This window comes from Paenibacillus sp. 1-8, from assembly GCF_056316205.1.
The window spans coordinates 4,889,098-4,906,738 of sequence record NZ_CM149995.1 but is presented as its reverse complement, the minus strand read 5'-3'; the positions used below and the strand labels follow the sequence as shown (position 1 = coordinate 4,906,738).

Genomic DNA, 17,641 nt, shown 5'->3' with positions numbered 1-17,641 from the left:
ATATACATGAGAGGGATGTTTTTTAGAAATCAGCTATTTGACTGGGATTAAGGGCCTATGCCATAATAACAATGAGCAACTAACTAATGGGTAAGTTTACAGCGTTTTGTTCTTGAACTACCATAAATGTGTTTAAATTAACTACTTTTTTTGAGTATTTATCTCAAAATGTGTTTATTATTTTTTAATATGTTTTTTTTGCGCACTTATCTGAAACTTTACGCTTATTTCGTCGTAGTAGAGGATTAGTGTGCTTAAATATTACATAGAGAAATGAGTGGGGAGTGATGAGATGTCTCAGTTTTCAATACGCCGTCCTGTAACAGTATTTATGTTAATTATTGCTTTGCTAATCGGGGGCGGTATTTTTGCGTTAAGGCTTCCTGTCGAGCAGATGCCGGATATGAAGCTGCCATACGCTGCAGTGGTGACCAGTATTCCAAATGCAACGCCTACAGAGGTTGAGGAATTGGTTACCAAACCTATTGAAAAAAGTTTAGCTTCTATTGAGAACGTGGATACGATTACGTCCGAGTCCTCAGAAGGATCATCTATGGTCATGATTCAATTTAACTGGGGCGTAGATATGAACCAGGCGACCCTCGACATGCGGGATAAAGTTGATGGGGTTAGGGGTTCTCTTCCGGATGCAGCAAATTCGCCACGTGTCCTTAAAGTGGATCTCAACGCAACGCCAGTTATTACTCTCTCTCTTACAGGTGACCAGGATATTAACAAACTGAAGCCTATTGCTGAAGATATTATTGAGCCGCGGCTTGAAAGAATTTCCGGAGTAGCTGCAGCCAACATGTCAGGTGGGCAAGCTCGGCTTGTGAAGATTACTGTAGATCAGGCCAAACTTCAAAGCTATGGCATTACGCTAGATCAAATCAGCCAAGCGCTATCGGCTAATAATGTAGCTGGCTCTGCTGGTTCTGTATATCGTGGTAGTACACAAATCCAGCTTCGGGTTCAAGGTGAATATAAAGCTGTTTCAGAAATGGGTGAAACGCCAATCCCTGTAGGAAAGGGAAGCGTAAAATTAAAGGACATCGCGACAGTTGAAGATTCCTTGGATGATGTTACAACCATTTCTACCTATAACGGAAAGCCAAGTATCAATATTTCTGTTACTAAAGCTACAGGAGGAAATACCCTTTCAATCGCCGATTCTGTAAAGGATAGTTTGGATTCGATACGGAAGGAATTACCTCCGGGAACTCAATTGGAGATGGTAACAGATGCATCCAAACCCATTAGCGACTCCGTACACTCATTAGTAGAGCATGCTATATTGGGACTTATTATTGCAGCCATTGTGTTGCTGTTATTTTTGAATAGTATACGTTCTACCATTATTGCTACTATCGTTATTCCAATTTCTTTCGTAGCAACGTTTATGATGATGTATTTCACCGGACAAACCATTAATATTATTTCACTCAGCGGTTTGCTTCTGGGGTTAGGATCCTTTGTCGACTTTGCCGTTGTTATTATTGAGAATATTTTTAGGCAGAGACATGAAGGGAAAAGTATGCTACAAGGGGCTATTGATGGTTCCAAGCAAGTGGGCAATGCGGTTATGGCATCTGCACTTGCACAGATTGTAGTATTTTTACCAGTTGTTTTTGTTGACGGAATTGCGGGAGTTCTATTTAAACCGTTGGCGTTAACTGTTATTTTTTCTCATATTGCAGCCTTGGTCGTATCTCTTCTGATTGTGCCGATGCTCGGCTCGCGTTGGTTACCTACTGTACCAGATGAATCCATATACTCATCAGGTACTTATAAGGGTGTTAACCCTATTGTGTGGTTTAATATTGGCTTCGAGAAATTTAAGGGTGGGTATCGCCGTGTATTGAAGTGGGGAATTAACCATAGAAAATCTGTTTTAATCATTACTTTATTAATGTTTGTGGCAGCTGGGGCTCTAATTCCTTTCGTTAAGGCCGAATTTATCCCAGCATCGGATACTGGGGAATTCACAGTTAACGTGAAACTTCCTAATGGAACAGTCTTGGAAGAAACGGAAAAGGTTGTTCAAGATATAGAAAAAGAAATTTTGAAAGTTCCGGATCTAGATAAAATGACAGTGACTGTTGGTTCTGGCGGTCTTTCCGGCTATACAGGGGTAGCTCCAACCAACTCAGCAGATCTAAGCGTAACACTGAAGGATGGGCATCAGGCAACAGATGTTATAGTTGATGGCCTTCGTAAAAAATTTGATAGTATTCCGGATGCAGAGATTACACTCGTGTCTGCAACAGGCCTTTCGAGTGGAGCAGCTGTTAACATTAATCTAAAAGGTGACGATATTGACGTCCTGAGAGAACTCTCGGACAATCTCGTTGCGGACGTAAAAAACATACCGGGTACCGTTAATGTCAAAAGTACCTTAAGTGCGGTTCGCGAAGAATATGAGATTACCGTTAATCGGGAGCTTGCTAGTCGATATGGCTTATCAGCGACCCAAATCTTATCTGCAGTGAATACTTCTTTTAATGGATCAGTCGCCACAAGCTATCGCACAGGTGAAGATCAGATTGATGTGAAGATATCGTTGCCAGAGCGAAACCGCCATGATTTGTCCTATTTGAATGCCTTACGCATTACCACTCCACAAGGAATTGATGTACCTTTGTCCTCAGTAGCGAGTATAGATAAGCGTGCCGTTCCCGACACTGTTAGTCGTCAAGATCAGACGCGTCAAGTGCAAATTACTGCTGACATAGACGGAACAGGGGACATCGTTACCATTAACCAAAAAATAGATGCTCTTTTGAAGAGTACTCACTTCCCTGAAGGCTACAGTGCAGATACGAGTGGTGGACAAAATGAACAAATGCTGGAGTCTTTTATGAACTTGGCGATAGCTATTTTGCTATCTGTCGTGCTCATTTATATGGTTATGGCAGGACAGTTCGAATCGATGCTTACACCGTTTGTTATTATGTTTTCCGTTCCACCTACGGTAATTGGTGTGCTTATCGGTTTAGCTGTAACCGGGGCGAGTCTCAGTGTTTCAGCTTTGACAGGTTACATCATGCTCGTCGGTTTGGTCGTCAACAATGCTATTGTTATGATTGACTTTATAATTCAGCTCCGAAAAGAAGGCCAAGATCGGGATGAAGCTATTATTCATGGAGCTTCTGAGCGGTTGCGTCCAATTTTGATGACCACGCTGGCTACTGTACTAGCTTTGCTCCCAATGGCATTTGCTACAGGCAGTGGTAACGAGACACAAGCACCGATGGCAGTTGTTGTTGTATTCGGGTTATCCTTCGCAGCTGTTATTACATTGATTCTTATTCCGGTAGTCTACGTTATCATGGATAATATGATCCAAAAACGTAAAGATCGGAAATTAAAAAGACAGGCGAAGAGACAACTAAAAAAAGAAGCGAAACTACAAAAAAGTGTTCATATATAAGGTGAGGTGGAGAAACATAATGAATAAAAAAAGTGCTCTGATTGCTACAACTTTGCTTTTATCAGTTGCATTAGCGGGTTGCGGTGGGGGGGAGGCCCCTGCCGCTCCAACTGCGGCGCAGCAAGCCATTCCGGTCCAAGTGGCCAAAGTGACCAAAGGCAGCATTAACGATTCAACAGGTATTATTGGAAGCTTTGCTCCCAAAGAGACGGCTCAGGTGTCTCCTAAAATTAGTGGTAAGATTCAAAGTATTAATCTTACAGTGGGGCAAAAAGTAAGCAAAGGCGACACATTGTTTACTATAGACCAAAAGGATTTGCAAGACGCGATTAAGCAATCTCAGGAATCGTACCAAGTTGCCTTGGCCAATTTAAAGCAGGCAGAGTCTGGCGCAGCGCAATCTGTACAACAGGCAGAGTCTAGTGTGGATCAAGCCAAAAGCGCGCTTGTTCAGCAAGACAATGCCATTACTCAAGCTCAGACTGCTCTGGTAGATGCTCAAAGTTCCGTGCGTGATGCTCAAAATACGCTTAATCGTAACCAGCAGTTGTTTAGTGCGGGCGCTCTTTCTCAATCTGATTTAGAGCAGTCTCAAATAGCGCATAGAAGGGCTTTAACTGCGGTGGAGAATGCACAGATCACACTTCACAATGCCCAAACGTCCAAGGAAAGTGCGCAAACAACATATAGTAATGCTCAAAAATCATTACGTCTTGCACAACAGAAAACGGGCATTGACGTAGCACGTGCTTCTGTCAATCAAGCTAAGTCCAGTTTAGACACAGCACGTAGTCAACTAGTGGATGCTGTAGTCAAAGCTCCGATTTCCGGCACGATATCGGTAGTAACAGGAACCCAGGGGCAAATGGTTAGTGCACAATCAGCGGTTGCTACAATAGCGAATACCGATCCTATTATTGCTAAAGTTAACGTTTCTGAATCTGAGCTTCTTAAGCTACAGGTGGGTTCATCTGTGACTGTAGGTGTGGACTCGTTAGATAAGCGAATTGAAGCCAGAGTATCGGCCGTCAATCCGGTAATGGATAATGATCTCAAGGCATATCCTGTCGAGGTTTCGGTTCCTAATGGTTCAGGTGAATTAAAATCAGGGATGGTTGTAACTGTATACATGAAATCAGAAGCTCCTAAAAACATTTTGGTATCGCAGGATGCCATTACGGAGCAGGCAGGGAAAAAGTATGCCTATGTAGTGGAAGGAACTGTGGCTAAGCGGGTAGAAGTGCAAACAGGTCAGGAAAGTGCCAAACAGGTTGAAGTAACCAAGGGGCTTGCTGAGGGGCAAAATGTCGTCGTTAAGGGAGTAAGTCTCCTTACGGATGGTGCGAAGATTAATGTAGTCAAGTAATTTGTCTCGGCTATATGTACAGTAAATCACTGTTACTCCGTCATTCCTACTACTTAAAGTGTATTAGAGTATTAGATTTCAAGGGAATCTATAGACTTTATGTGCTTTATATATTCTATGGATAATTCTTAACGAATATACTCCATTAAAGACCGACTTAAATGTACGAAAATAATCCTTGTACATTTAAGGTTGATAAGGTAAAAGTTGTAGGATGACGGAGGAACAGGTTCAATAGTATAATTATGACTGTGGAAAGCGGAATACATATTCAAAAAAAAATAATTTTTTTTTTGAAACGGACGCAACTTTTTGAACCCATGCTACGTCTAATTGGGTGAGTATGAAACAAAGGGGTACAAAAGCGTAAAGACATAATTCGCTAAAAAAATTCTTTACTGCATTGTTATCACATTGTATAATACTGGAGTACGTCATAAATGGACGCTTTCTTTCAACTAGATTCCAAGCTTCTGTGATATTGTCACAGATATCATTTTATAAGGGTTCTCATAAAGCTCGGAAAGGAGGTGTAACGACTGATGAGTGACAAGATCCGACAAAAAGACAAAAATAATATTTCTGGTTATATTCAAGGAGGAGAAAAAAAGGTTATGACAAAGTTTAATAAAAAAATGATCAACGTGCTGGCAACAGCAACATTGGTTGCTGGTGTTGCAGCTCCAATCGCAGCACTGACTGCACCAACTGCAGTTCATGCAGCTTCTAGCTATTCTGCTGTTAATACTCCTAGCATTGGTTCAAGTCAAACTACAAACACTACTTTGGGTAGAGTAAAAGTTAACGTAAGCCAAGCTTCTGTTGGTAAAGGTGAATCCTTCACTGTTACATTGCCTAAAGGCTTTGAATTTGCTACTGACCCTAAAGTTGTTCCTACTGCTATTGATTCTACTTATGGTTTGGGCGTTTACGTTGATCCAGGCGATAACAATGATGATGCTGCAGCTCGTGCAGAAACTGGATACGTTCCGGGTGAAGGTTTGACTGTAGAGAAGCTCACTGATAACTCTGCAAGAGTGACTTTCAACTTTACTAACTCTAAAGATAGCGTTGATCTTTATCTGAACTTTGGTAAAATTAATGTTAACGGACCTAGCAACGGACCTGTAAAAGCTACTTTTGATGCAGCTTCCGCAAGTGGTTTTACTAGCGGCGAAGCGACAATTGCAAACGTAGTTTCTTCCGGTCAAGTATCTTTGTCTGCTGCTGATACTGTTTCCAGTGAAGAAAACTTTACTGCAACTTTGAAAGTTAAAGAAGAAACTGCTGGTTCTTTGGGTACCAACAACATTAAATTGAAATTGCCTAGCGGTTTCAAATGGGACTCCGCTCCTAAGAAGCCAGCCACTATTTTGTATACTTCTAAGACAGACAAAGCAATTAAGCCAGAAGATGTGAATTATTCTACTGATGGCGATACGCTTACTTTGTCTTTGAAAAAAGTAAGTGATGACCAAACTTCTTTCCAATTGCCTGTAGGATTCTATGTGGATGATGAAAACAGTGCTAAAGAGGGCGATGTTACTGTTAGTATCACTGGTAATGCAACGACTGACGTTAGCTCCCTTGTAGTTGGTAGCTATGGTCAAATCGGTGGTGGCGTTTCCGTTGCTACTCCATCAACAATTCTTGCTGGTCATGATGAGCAAAAAATTGGTGATGTTACAATTAAAGAGACTGTTGCTGGTTCCTTTGTAAAAGGACGTACTGTAACTTTGCGTCTGCCTGAAGGTGCTCGTTGGCAGTCAACTTTTGAAAGTAATAACCCTGGAAGTAACTTCTCCGGTTCTATGGAGAACACTAACGGTTTGGGTGGAGCAGAGGTTTCCTATACTGACTCTGACAAACGTACTTTGAAATTGACTTTCAACAACGCTAACAGCACTAAAGATCCAGGTACTTTGAAACTGAAAAACGTTGAAGTTGCTACACAACCAGGTTTCTCTGGCGACCTGAACGTTGATGTTGCTGGTAGCCAAGGTCTGAGCGGTACTGTTAAGGTTGCAACTGTGAAGCAAGCTGTTACTTTGGCTGCTGCATCCAAACCAACCCTGACAATCGGTCTGGGCGAACAACAAATTGGCGACATCACAATTACTGAAGCAGCTAAAGAAGCTTTCGTTAAGAAAGACGGTAGCCGTGAAGTAATCTTGGAATTGCCAACAGGCGTACGCTTTGCTTCTACTCCAGATGTTAAAGTAACAGCTGGTGACGTTAAAGTGAAGAGCGTATCTACTGATACTTACGGCGATAGCAACAAAGGCCGTCTGAGCTTCTACATCGACAGCGAAAGTGCTACACCAAGTACAATCACAATCTCAGCTCCTAAGCTGACTGTTGACCGTACTGTAGCTCAAGGCGACATCGTTGCTAAGCTGAAAGGTAGCGCTGTTTCTTACACTGCATACAAAGGTGCAACTGACAACACTCAAAACTGGAAAGACAACAACACTGCTGCTGCTGAAGTAGCAATCGCAACTGTTGGAACTCCAGCTCCAGGTGCTACTAAATCCAAAGCTGTATTTACACTGGGAAGCACTGCTTACACAGTGAACGGCGAATCTAAAACAGCTGATGTAGCTGCTTATGCTGAAAACGGACGCACTTACTTGCCAGTACGTTATGCAGCTGAAGCTCTGGGTGTATCCCCACAAAACATCCTGTTTGACAAAGCAACTTCCACAGTTACCCTGATTAAAGGTGACCGCGTTGCTCAGATCAAACTGAACACTAACCTGTTGACTATCAATGGTTCTGTGGTTCGTATGGACGTTAAAGCTGTAACTAACAAAAACCGTACTGTACTGCCTATCTTCTGGGTGAGCAGAGCGCTGGATGCATCCATCAACTATGATGCAACTGCGAAAACAGTAACTGTTGAAAACAACAACTAATTTAAGAGCAACTCTTTTGAGTTAACTGAATTAGATGAGAAGAGGGTTCCTTTTGGAGCCCTTTTCTTTTATTAGTCATATTGACAAAGGAGAGAAATTATGAAACGTTTTGGAGTGGCGGTACTTTCCACATTGGTTCTTTCTTCTGCATTTGCCAATCTTGCGGGAGCTCAAGCAGGTGATATAAAAGTTATTATTAACGGTGTAACCCAGCAATATACGCAAGCTCCTGTTGTTAGTCAAAATACAACCTTGGTACCTCTTCGTGGAGTTTTCGAAAGCCTGGGAGCGCAAGTGGATTGGGATAGCAAAGCCAAAAGAGTAACGGCATCTAAAAATGAGGATACATTGACTTTGAATGTGGGTTCTAAGCTTGCATATAAAAACAGTGCTCCTGTACAACTGGATGTAGCTACTCAAATCCAGAAGGGTCAAGTACTCGTTCCTTTACGCTTTGTGAGCCAATCATTAGGCGCCAAAGTAAATTGGGATAAGACTACACGAACAGTGACCATTTCAAATCAAGTTGATGGAAGTACTACTGGTGAAAATAATAGTTTGTCCAGTAAGCCTTTCACAGCTCCTGTGACTAAAGTTACTTATGATACCTACTATAATGATTCTTTGACCTATGATGATGCAGTTAAACTTGCTATAGCTGATAGTACCACAGTTAAAACAGCAGAAACGAATATTGATCAATCTGGGAAAATTATGAAAGAAGCAGGTAAGAATATCGACTTTGTTCCTGCAGAAGCCGGTGATGAAGGACAAGATAAAGCTTTTAAAGGATATGCCCAAACCAACCTTAACTACGAGGCTGCAAAAAAGAATTTAGACATGACTAAGGAAGGTATTCAATACAACGTGAAGGATCTTTATAACAAGCTTCTTCAAAAGCAAAATGCCGTTAAGCTGGCTGCTATGAATATTGAAGATGCTGAGCGCAAGCTTAAAGTTGCACAAATTAAAAGAGATAATCAAATGTCGAGTGATTATGAGGTGACACAAGCAACCAATCAGTTGACTCAGAATCAAGCTGCTTTAGACAAGGCTAAAAAAGATCTGGATAGTGCATATGTATCTTTGAATCAAATGATTGGCTATAAACCAGAACAACGTTACGAATTGAAGGATAAGCCTGTCTATTCTGAGTTTAAAGATAATGTGGAAACTAAGGTGAGCCAAGTACTTACTAGCAGCACTGCTATTTGGTTAAGTGAACAAAAAGTAGATTTAGCTGAATTGAGCTTGAAGCTCTACAATTTTAGTACACCAGGAAATACACCATACGAGGCTGAACAGCTTAATGTAGAGAAGGCTCAGTATGCTACAGAGGGCACGAAGAGACAGCTTGAAGAAGCTGTAAGAACGCTTTACAACAACATTAAAGGATTGGAAAGTCAATATTCTCAAATTCAAGCTGGCTTGGTAAGCGCTAGAAGTGCAGCAGATATGGCTAAAAAGCAATTTGATGTTGGCTTGGCTACTGAGCTTCAGGTTTATGAGGCTAATCTGAAAGTGACTACTGCTGAACAGCAAGCTGAAGATCTGGTTACAAGTATTGATACATTGAAGATGGCTTATGAAAAACCATGGGTTTTACAAGGTGCAGCTTCTGGAGCAGGCCAATAATACTAGAATACAAAAGTATTTTCACAATGCATTAACGTGCTGTAGGAGGATTTACATGAAACCACGCTACAAAGTATCGCTGGCAGCAGTTTTGCTTGGAGGAGGGATAGTTGCAGGCTCCTTAATGAACAACTCGGTTAATGGAGCCTCCAGCTCTGGGCAACCAGGAACAGCTGACGATCCGGTTGTAACCAAAAGCTATGTTGATCAAAAAATTGCTCAGGCTCTCAAAGGTGGAACGACAACCAATACCAGTAGTAGCAAGACCACTAGTTCGGCAGCTTCTTCCACCACAAATTCTACATCTAACGCAACGACGTCAGGAAGCTCTAGCTCAGGAAAAGCTTCTACAGCGGAACAGACCGAGGAATTGAAGGTTGTTGATGTAAAGCCTGGTCAAAAGCTGATTGCTAAAGCTGGATCGGAATTTATTTTACGTAACGGGTATGCTGTTGTTTATAGTATGGATGCCAGTGGAGCTATTGATATCACTTCCGGAACGGAAATTGTTCATAATCAAGCGGTTGAGCAAAATCATTTACTATCCTTTCCTAGAGAAGGAAGAGGTATTCAGGTAAAGGAAGGCCAGAAGTTTGGCCTGGTCGTCATGGTACGTGGCGGTTACACTCTCCAATAGGTTGTATGCTGGAATGTTCTTTTTCGTAAATACTGCTCGGGATAGTAAATTGTTCTTGGCTAATCTGGCTCCAAACGCTGCACACTAACTTCATGAAAGAAAATACAATTGATGGAGGTGTGTACGATGGCGTCAAGAGATCAGAGACGATTGATTCCCGAAAGCCGTGCCAGATTACATGATTTGAAGTATGAAATTGCTGCTGAGTTTGGGCTTCCTGTTTATAATCCCCAATATGCACATGTAATTCCTAGTGCAGACAGTGAGTTTGCTGCGGAGTTGGGCGAATTTAAAGGAAGCGCAAATGTGGAGTGGCGCGATTTGACTTCAAGACAGAATGGCTCTGTGGGCGGCGAAATTACCAAGCGATTGGTACAATCTGCCGAACGCAGCTTGTCTGAATTGGGTACCTTGTAAGCTGCAATAATTTTACTGATTTTGAGGTGCAGTCGTTTTTAAAATAAGGCTATTTTTATTCGGATCAGAAATTAGTTCTTATCCATTTGCCTTTGCTTCGCCTTTTGTAATTGGGCGATATGAATTGACACCTCGTTTTAAATAGGATATCATGGCATTTGAGGCTTGTACGCAACCTTTTCCTACCGGAAAAGGTTCATTTTTTGTTAATCAGGTATAGAAGTCATTTTCTGTCACATGTTGACGTGAGAGTGTCTGAATAATGCCATTGCCATGTCAGGGTTTTATATAAATCCTCATGTATTTTAATTGTGGGAGGTTGAAATTCATGTCTGTAAAAGGTCGCCATTTGTTTACGTCTGAGTCCGTAACAGAAGGTCATCCGGATAAAATCTGTGATCAGATTTCTGACGCTGTATTGGACGCCTTTTTGGCTAATGACCCTAATGCACGGGTAGCGTGTGAAGTATCGGTAGCTACTGGTCTTGTTCTCGTCATTGGTGAAATCAGCTCCAAATCGGAATACGTGGATATTCCATCCATTGTACGCAATACGATTAAGGAAATTGGCTATACACGTGCGAAATACGGCTTTGATTATAATACTTGCGCTGTATTGACTTCTTTGAATGAACAATCGCCGGACATCGCTCAAGGGGTTAACGCTGCCCTGGAAAGCCGTGATCCTGCTGAAGTAGATAAAGAAACGGAAAACATTGGTGCAGGCGATCAAGGGCTGATGTTTGGTTTTGCCACGAATGAAACACCTGAGCTGATGCCGTTGCCAATCGCGATGTCTCACCGTATTGCACGTCGTTTGGCTGAAGTGCGCAAGGATGGAACACTAAAATACCTTCGCCCGGATGGTAAAACGCAAGTAACGGTAGAATATGAAAATGGCAAACCAGTTCGTATTGATGCCATTGTAGTTTCTACACAGCATGCAGAAGATACTACATTAGAGCAAATTCAGGCAGATATCAAGGAAAAGGTTATTTTGCCAGTTGTTCCTGCGGAATTGCTGGACGAGCAAACCAAGTATTACATTAATCCTACAGGGCGCTTTGTTATTGGCGGACCTCAAGGGGATGCAGGTCTGACAGGCCGCAAAATTATTGTTGATACGTATGGCGGTTATGCACGTCATGGCGGGGGAGCATTCTCGGGTAAGGATCCGACCAAAGTAGACCGTTCCGCTGCTTACGCTGCCCGTTATGTAGCGAAAAACCTTGTTGCAGCCGGATTGGCAGATAAAGTAGAAATTCAGCTTGCCTATGCTATTGGTGTAGCTACGCCAGTTTCGATTAGCGTCGATACATACGGTACGGGTAAAGTAAGCGATGAGAAAATCGTCGAACTGATTCGTAACAATTTTGATCTTCGCCCAACAGGTATCATTCGAATGCTGAACCTGCGTCGTCCAATCTACAAGCAAACGGCTGCTTACGGTCACTTTGGCCGTACAGATCTGGATGTGCCATGGGAGAGCGTAGACAAAGCTGAAGCTCTGAGATCGCAAGCGGGTCTATAATTTCTCATATGTTATCAAATACAAGCTATAACCGAAAAAAGACTGTCTCATGATTTACATGAGCAGTCTTTTTTGATGTGTCTTACAAGTTAAGTTGAAAATTGCTGTGATGTATTGCTAACTTCTACTCCGTTGGGGGTGCAAGATTCAACAGCTTTTTGAGCAAATGACAGACCTTTTGCAGATCCTTACGCTGTTCCAAATATGAAAACAGAGCTTTTAAAAGACCTGTTTGGGGATTCGCCTTCAAAGCTTCTTCTTTTAATAAGGCGGCAATTTGCAGGTACTCCTGCTTTTCTTCCTTTGAACTCCATGAAGACAGCAGTATACTGTCTTCCAGAGAGTGGAGAAGGCCGTTAATCTGGCGGCCTTGATCAAAGGGATTGCTTAGAGTACTTTCAGGTAACCAGCCCTGCTTGCTCCAGAACAAATGAGGGGCGGATTCACCACTATTCAGGTTGGCTACCAAGGAATGGGATAAGAAGATGATGAATTGCGCAAGCTGCTCAACCGTTTCATCATTCATTCGATCCGCAAAGAAGCGAATGTATTCAAATACAACACTCTTGAGCACAAAGGTTATATCCCATGCGTGATCTTCAATCTCCGGTCCAAAAACGTCAATCATGCACTCACGTACCCATTTGTACAGCTTATATTCATGTTGCTCGAAGGCGCCATTGAGTTGCTCGTTTTGAAAAATAAGCATGGACGGCTCAGGAAGATCCATCATGAGATACACTTTGTTTTCAACGAGGTTTTTCAAATAGAGTACGATAAAATCGTGCAGCTTAGCTTCTTTAGTAAGGTCAGGCTTGCTGTAAAGTGCCCGAATGTCTTGTTCAATATTATTCTCCAGAATGATACACATTTCCAAAGGAAGCTCTTCTTTTCCTTGAAAATATTTATAAAAGGATGCCTTCGCCATCCCGCTTTCTTTGGCAATCTCTTCAACAGATGTTGAATAGTAGCCTTTTCTGGAGAATAGCCGAATGGCTGCCTGTAAAATATCATTTTTTTTGCTTTCCATACATATTTCCCCCTAGGGTTCAATCCGACAGTGTGTATTTCTCTGCATGCAACTACAAAGGTTGATCGTGTGTGATAACCGTGTGCTGCTGTTTTTTGAGTTGACGGCGCATTTTGTACTTGGCCATGATCATATACAATGACGGCACTACAAACAGGGTTAACAACGTCGAGAATAACAATCCGAAAATGACAGTAAACGCCAGTGGCTTAAAGAGCAGGCTACCCAGTAGAGCTAACGGAATCATACCTACAATTGCAGCCAGAGAAGTCAATAAGATGGGTCTGAAACGGGCAGTGGCTGCTTGTATCACAGCTTCTTTCAGCTCCATTCCCTCATGCCGGGCATCCTCGATGAACTCGATTAACACAATTCCGTTTCGCACTACAATTCCCGCCAGTGCGATAATTCCCATAATGCTCATAAACCCGATAGGCATACCTGTCAGAAAAATACCGATAATTCCACCTGCTGCTGCCAGGTACACTGTCGTCATAATAATAATAGGAATGGAAAGAGAATAAAATTGCATGGTGATTAAGAGTAAAATGAGCAAGACCACAACAATTGCCAGCTGTCCTAAATCGCCGAAGATGGTGGATTGATCGGAGGTTTCTCCGCCCACCTCCCATTTGTAGCCCTCAGGGAACTTCATTTGTGCCAGTTTACTTTCAACATCTACCATCGCTTCGCTAGCCGTTCTTCCATTCAGATCGGCTTCTACCGTAATCGTCCGTTCCATATTGTAATGTTTGATTTGTTGAATAGCAAATGTAGGCTTGATCTGTACGAGCTGGTTTAATGGAATCTGCTCACCAGCAGTATTTATTACACTTAATTGTTGGAAAAGCGTGCTTGGCTCCTCGTCAATATGATTCAAATACAGTTTGATATCTACCAGACCGTTTCCCGTATCAAATTGGCTAACTTGGGCTCCTTCTTTTAATAGAAGAAGTGTACGGGTCAAATCAGTGTAGCTCACGAGGTACTGATCCATGGCCTGCTTGTTGACCTCAAGTTCCAGCGCATATCGCTCAATCCCTATATCATCCACGATTCCCGTTGTTCCATTTACTGTGGCGATCTGTTCCTTTGCTTTTTGGGCAAGGGTTTGCAGCTCATTCAGGTCCTGGCCTGAAATACGGATAGAGACGGGCTTACCCACAGGAATTCCCAGACGGGGAACATACATCGTAACCGTAACTCCAGGGTAGGACTTTTTAATGTGCTGTTCCCAGGCATCGACTGTCGTATTGAGATCAAATACATCCTCTTTGCCGACAACAGCGATCTGACCGACAATCTCGTTGTCGCTACTATCACCGCCGCCGCTGCTAATGTCACTAAACAACTGCGGAGCTGATCCTCCAGCGCTGTAGGTTACGTTAGAGGTTTCGGGTTGTTTTCTCACCCAACCTGCAATGTCTTTGACTACCTGGTCTGTTTCCGCGATCGAAGTGCCCACAGGCATTTTTACATTTAATGCGACGTGAGGATCTTCCGATTCTGGAAACAATTCAACCCTTGTGAAAGCGACCAGTCCATATGCAGCCGTCCCGAGCATGAGTCCAATCATTGCGGTCAGCAAAGGACGCTGAATTACTTTGGGCATTAACTTTTGTGAATAGAGCTTATTTAAAGATTGAATCTGATGACCTAACAAGCCAGGTGGTTTAGGTTTTCCCTGAGGGCGACGAGCCTGTCTGCGTTTCTCATACCATTCTCGAAAAATAGGAATAATGGTGAGCGACATGATCATAGAGGCAAGCATAGTCAGGGAAACAATGGCTGGAATCGGTTTAATAAATGCACCTACATTCCCTGGAAGAAATAATAGTGGAGCGAAGGCTGAGATGGTAGCCAGTGTAGCAACTAAAATGGAAAGCATCACCTCTTTGGTGCCTTTTACTGCCGCAACGGAGGGAGATTCGCCTAATTCCGTAAGTCTGCGCTCGATATTGTCATTTACGACTACCGCGTCATCGACGAGTATACCAAGTACGATAATCAGGCCGACAACGGAAATTTGATTGAGTGTAATGCCGAACATGGGCAAAAAGATAATGGCGATCGAAACCGAAATAGGAATCGCCAGCGCGACAAAAGCAGAGGTTAGCAAATTCAAGCCCAGCATACAAACGAGAATAACGGCCGCAATCGCGAGAATCGTTTCACGTTTTAAATCGTCGAAGATATGAGTTACCTGATCTTTTTGTGCAAAAAGAGTTTCAAAGTGAACGCCAGCGGGGAGTGTCTTTTCCAGCTCTTTCAGCTTGGTATTAACCTTCTCGCTCATCGACGGGATATCGGTGCCTGTTTCTGCTCCAATGCTTAGTGTAATGGCTGGTTTACCATTTATGTAAGCAAAGTAGCCTGCTTTGGAATGTGCCAGCTCAGTCGTACCTACATCTCGTAGGTAAACAGGGTTCCCTTCCTTGGTGCGTGTCAGAATGACCTGATCTAACTCGTTGGCCTTTTCTGTTTCCCGGACAATGAGCTGATAGGTGCGCCCGTTGTATTCAATATCCCCGGTGGGGACCCGGTCAATCTGAGACTGGATCGCCTGCGCAACTTGCCCCCAGGACAGCTGGTATTGCTGAAGCTTCTGATTGTCGATATGGACTCGTACCTCTTGATCAGGAAGACCTCTGAATTTGACACTGGATACGCCAGATATGGTATTAAGCTGATCTTTCCAGCTTGTAGTCATATCATTGAGTTGATACAGCGGTGCGACAGAGTCAGCGATCAAGGCATAGGAGCCGATAAACGAGCTTGTCAGCTTATCATTCACAACAGGTGTTTCAGCGCCATCAGGGAGATCGGCTTGTGCATCCTGCACCTTTTTACGCATATTGTCCCAAACCGTTTGGGGATCAACTCCATCTTTGGATTCGATTAAAATAGAGGAGAATCCGTTACCAGAAGTCGAATTAATCGTTTTAACGCCTTCCACTTCCTTGATGCGTTTCTCCAACTCTTTGGTTACGGTTTGTTCTACTTTTTGTGGTGAAGCACCAGGGTAGACTGTTGTTACCATAGCATTCTGTATTGTGACATCCGGCATCTCCTGCTGCGGTAACTGGAAAAAACTGAAGATTCCGACTAAGATCAGCATGACAAAAAACAGCAACGTAATTTTTCGTTTTTTTACGATATACTCAATCATGGGCGTCCGCCTTCCCCCGACTGAATCGCATTTCCATCAAACAGGGTTTCTGCCCCTTTAATGACAATACGTTCGCCTTCACGAAGGCCGGATACAATTTGAAGCTGATTTTCTACGACCTGATTGCCAAGCTCCACTGGAGTTTTAACAGCTTTTCCTTGGATATCTTTGAAAATAAAAGGCTTGCTTCCCGTGTTAATGACCGCTTCGGCCGGAATGAGAATGCCGTTCTTGTCTGTTACCTGATGAGCGGCTTTAATCACCTGACCGGGTAACCAGTTTCTTTGCGGATTGGAAATGACAATCTCTACATTAACCCTACCTGTATTGGTACTCGTTGATGGATAAACGTTGGATACGGTGCCTTGACGGGTTTCCTCGTACAACATGACACTGACCTGTTGCCCCTTCTTCCAATCTCTGATTTCGCTGTCCGGTACCGGAAGCAGAACCTTGAGTCGATCAATGGAGCCTATGCGATAGACTGCTTGGCCAGAAGCGACTAAATCACCTGTATTCACGATCTTATCTAAAATGACGCCGTTCACAGGAGAGATTAGACGGGTGCGTGAAAGTGCAAGTTCTGCCTGACCCTTAGCGACGAGTGCCTTTTCGTAATTGGCACTGGCTTGTTTTTTGGAAGCGGCAGCCTGTTCACTGGCTGCAAGGGCTTTAGATCTTCCAGCAAGCGCATCCTGAAAGGAAGCCTGAGCGGATTGGTGGTCTTCTGTCGTTGCTCCTTCCAGCAGGAGGGAAAGGGAGTCTTTGGCCTGTTCCAGATCTTTCAAGGCTGCGGTAGCATTCAGGCGGGCATTTTCGTTATCCGACGCGGAAGCAGCGCCTGCCTCAAACAGCTTCTGTGTACGCTCGCTATCCGTCTTGGCCTTATTATAAGCGCTTTGTGCCTTATCTACAGCAGCTTGCGCTTGTTGCTTTTCTTGAGCACGTGCACCTTTATTGACCTTGTTGACATTCGCGCGAGCACCTGTAATGCCGGCATCGGCGGATTGAATCGCAGAGGCAGCGGCCTGAAGGTTAGCCTGTGCGTTATCTATCCCTGCCTGAGCCTCTTGAATCGAGGCAGCGGCCTGCTCAACCTGAAGCTTGTAGTCAGCGTCATCCAAACGAGCAATAACGGCGCCCTTCTGTACAGCAGTGCCGACAGAGAGAGATGCACTGGCTACGGTGCCTCCATTTTGAAAAGCCAGTGTGTTTTCCTCATTAGCCTGAAGCGTGCCTGACAAGTTATAGGCAGTATGGAGCGGAGAGGATTTGACGATTGCGGTACGCACAGCGACTGGCTGTGCAGCAGAGCTTAGAGCGGCATCCTCCTTCCCGGCAGAACATCCAGCGATCGCGATGCTCAGGGATAGGGTAAGTATGCTGATTGTTCGTTTTTTATTCATGATTATCGATCCTCCTGATGGGTTCATAACATTAGGTCTGAACTGGTTAGTATTATTTGAACTTATTAGTTCATGTGTATTATAGTGTGCTAATTATGCATTCGT

Annotated in this window: 10 protein-coding genes; 7 read left to right on the top strand and 3 right to left on the bottom strand. The window is 43.3% G+C overall.

Features of this window, described 5'->3' with window-relative positions:
• Nucleotides 1-292: 292 nt before the first annotated feature.
• From AC0WRU_RS22555 to metK, 7 genes are all read left to right on the top strand, one after another.
• Nucleotides 293-3,430, top strand: a complete 3,138-nt coding sequence (locus tag AC0WRU_RS22555) for an efflux RND transporter permease subunit (protein ID WP_476126371.1) — start codon at nucleotides 293-295, stop codon at nucleotides 3,428-3,430.
• Between the two features lie 19 nt (nucleotides 3,431-3,449).
• Nucleotides 3,450-4,796, top strand: a complete 1,347-nt coding sequence (locus tag AC0WRU_RS22550; protein WP_476126370.1) for an efflux RND transporter periplasmic adaptor subunit — start codon at nucleotides 3,450-3,452, stop codon at nucleotides 4,794-4,796.
• Nucleotides 4,797-5,338: 542 nt separating this feature from the next.
• Complete coding sequence (locus AC0WRU_RS22545) at nucleotides 5,339-7,711, top strand: copper amine oxidase N-terminal domain-containing protein (protein ID WP_025681971.1); 2,373 nt, start codon at nucleotides 5,339-5,341, stop codon at nucleotides 7,709-7,711.
• Nucleotides 7,712-7,810: 99 nt separating this feature from the next.
• A complete protein-coding gene (locus AC0WRU_RS22540; protein ID WP_025681972.1) occupies nucleotides 7,811-9,346 on the top strand; it encodes a stalk domain-containing protein in 1,536 nt (511 codons plus the stop codon).
• 55 nt (nucleotides 9,347-9,401) lie between these two features.
• Nucleotides 9,402-9,983, top strand: a complete 582-nt coding sequence (locus tag AC0WRU_RS22535) for a hypothetical protein (RefSeq protein WP_476126369.1) — start codon at nucleotides 9,402-9,404, stop codon at nucleotides 9,981-9,983.
• 126 nt (nucleotides 9,984-10,109) lie between these two features.
• The gene (locus AC0WRU_RS22530) at nucleotides 10,110-10,400 is read left to right on the top strand and encodes a small, acid-soluble spore protein, alpha/beta type (protein WP_476126368.1); all 291 of its coding nucleotides are present in this window, start codon (nucleotides 10,110-10,112) and stop codon (nucleotides 10,398-10,400) included.
• A 328-nt stretch (nucleotides 10,401-10,728) separates the two neighbouring features.
• A complete protein-coding gene (metK, locus tag AC0WRU_RS22525) occupies nucleotides 10,729-11,931 on the top strand; it encodes a methionine adenosyltransferase (RefSeq protein WP_476126367.1) in 1,203 nt (400 codons plus the stop codon).
• 124 nt (nucleotides 11,932-12,055) lie between these two features.
• Here the strand turns inward: metK and AC0WRU_RS22520 are convergent, their stop codons facing one another.
• Genes AC0WRU_RS22520 through AC0WRU_RS22510 form a run of 3 tightly spaced genes read right to left on the bottom strand, consistent with a single transcriptional unit; the run spans nucleotide 12,056 to nucleotide 17,536 of the window.
• Nucleotides 12,056-12,961, bottom strand: coding sequence for a TetR/AcrR family transcriptional regulator (locus tag AC0WRU_RS22520; protein ID WP_025681976.1), 906 nt, complete (start codon nucleotides 12,959-12,961; stop codon nucleotides 12,056-12,058).
• A gap of 52 nt (nucleotides 12,962-13,013) precedes the next feature.
• Nucleotides 13,014-16,130, bottom strand: a complete 3,117-nt coding sequence (locus AC0WRU_RS22515) for an efflux RND transporter permease subunit (RefSeq protein ID WP_476126366.1) — start codon at nucleotides 16,128-16,130, stop codon at nucleotides 13,014-13,016.
• Nucleotides 16,127-17,536 (bottom strand): efflux RND transporter periplasmic adaptor subunit, encoded by a 1,410-nt coding sequence (locus tag AC0WRU_RS22510; RefSeq protein WP_476126365.1) that lies wholly within the window; start codon nucleotides 17,534-17,536, stop codon nucleotides 16,127-16,129. Before AC0WRU_RS22510 ends, AC0WRU_RS22515 begins: the two co-directional genes overlap by 4 nt.
• Nucleotides 17,537-17,641: the final 105 nt, after the last annotated feature.

Bases quoted from the DNA above. Each gene is read 5' to 3' on its own strand.
- AC0WRU_RS22555 (WP_476126371.1), top strand. From the start codon at position 293: ATGTCTCAGTTTTCAATACGCCGTCCTGTAACAGTATTTATGTTAATT.
- AC0WRU_RS22550 (WP_476126370.1), top strand. From the start codon at position 3,450: ATGAATAAAAAAAGTGCTCTGATTGCTACAACTTTGCTTTTATCAGTT.
- AC0WRU_RS22545 (WP_025681971.1), top strand. From the start codon at position 5,339: ATGAGTGACAAGATCCGACAAAAAGACAAAAATAATATTTCTGGTTAT.
- AC0WRU_RS22540 (WP_025681972.1), top strand. From the start codon at position 7,811: ATGAAACGTTTTGGAGTGGCGGTACTTTCCACATTGGTTCTTTCTTCT.
- AC0WRU_RS22535 (WP_476126369.1), top strand. From the start codon at position 9,402: ATGAAACCACGCTACAAAGTATCGCTGGCAGCAGTTTTGCTTGGAGGA.
- AC0WRU_RS22530 (WP_476126368.1), top strand. From the start codon at position 10,110: ATGGCGTCAAGAGATCAGAGACGATTGATTCCCGAAAGCCGTGCCAGA.
- metK (WP_476126367.1), top strand. From the start codon at position 10,729: ATGTCTGTAAAAGGTCGCCATTTGTTTACGTCTGAGTCCGTAACAGAA.
- AC0WRU_RS22520 (WP_025681976.1), bottom strand. From the start codon at position 12,961: ATGGAAAGCAAAAAAAATGATATTTTACAGGCAGCCATTCGGCTATTC.
- AC0WRU_RS22515 (WP_476126366.1), bottom strand. From the start codon at position 16,130: ATGATTGAGTATATCGTAAAAAAACGAAAAATTACGTTGCTGTTTTTT.
- AC0WRU_RS22510 (WP_476126365.1), bottom strand. From the start codon at position 17,536: ATGAATAAAAAACGAACAATCAGCATACTTACCCTATCCCTGAGCATC.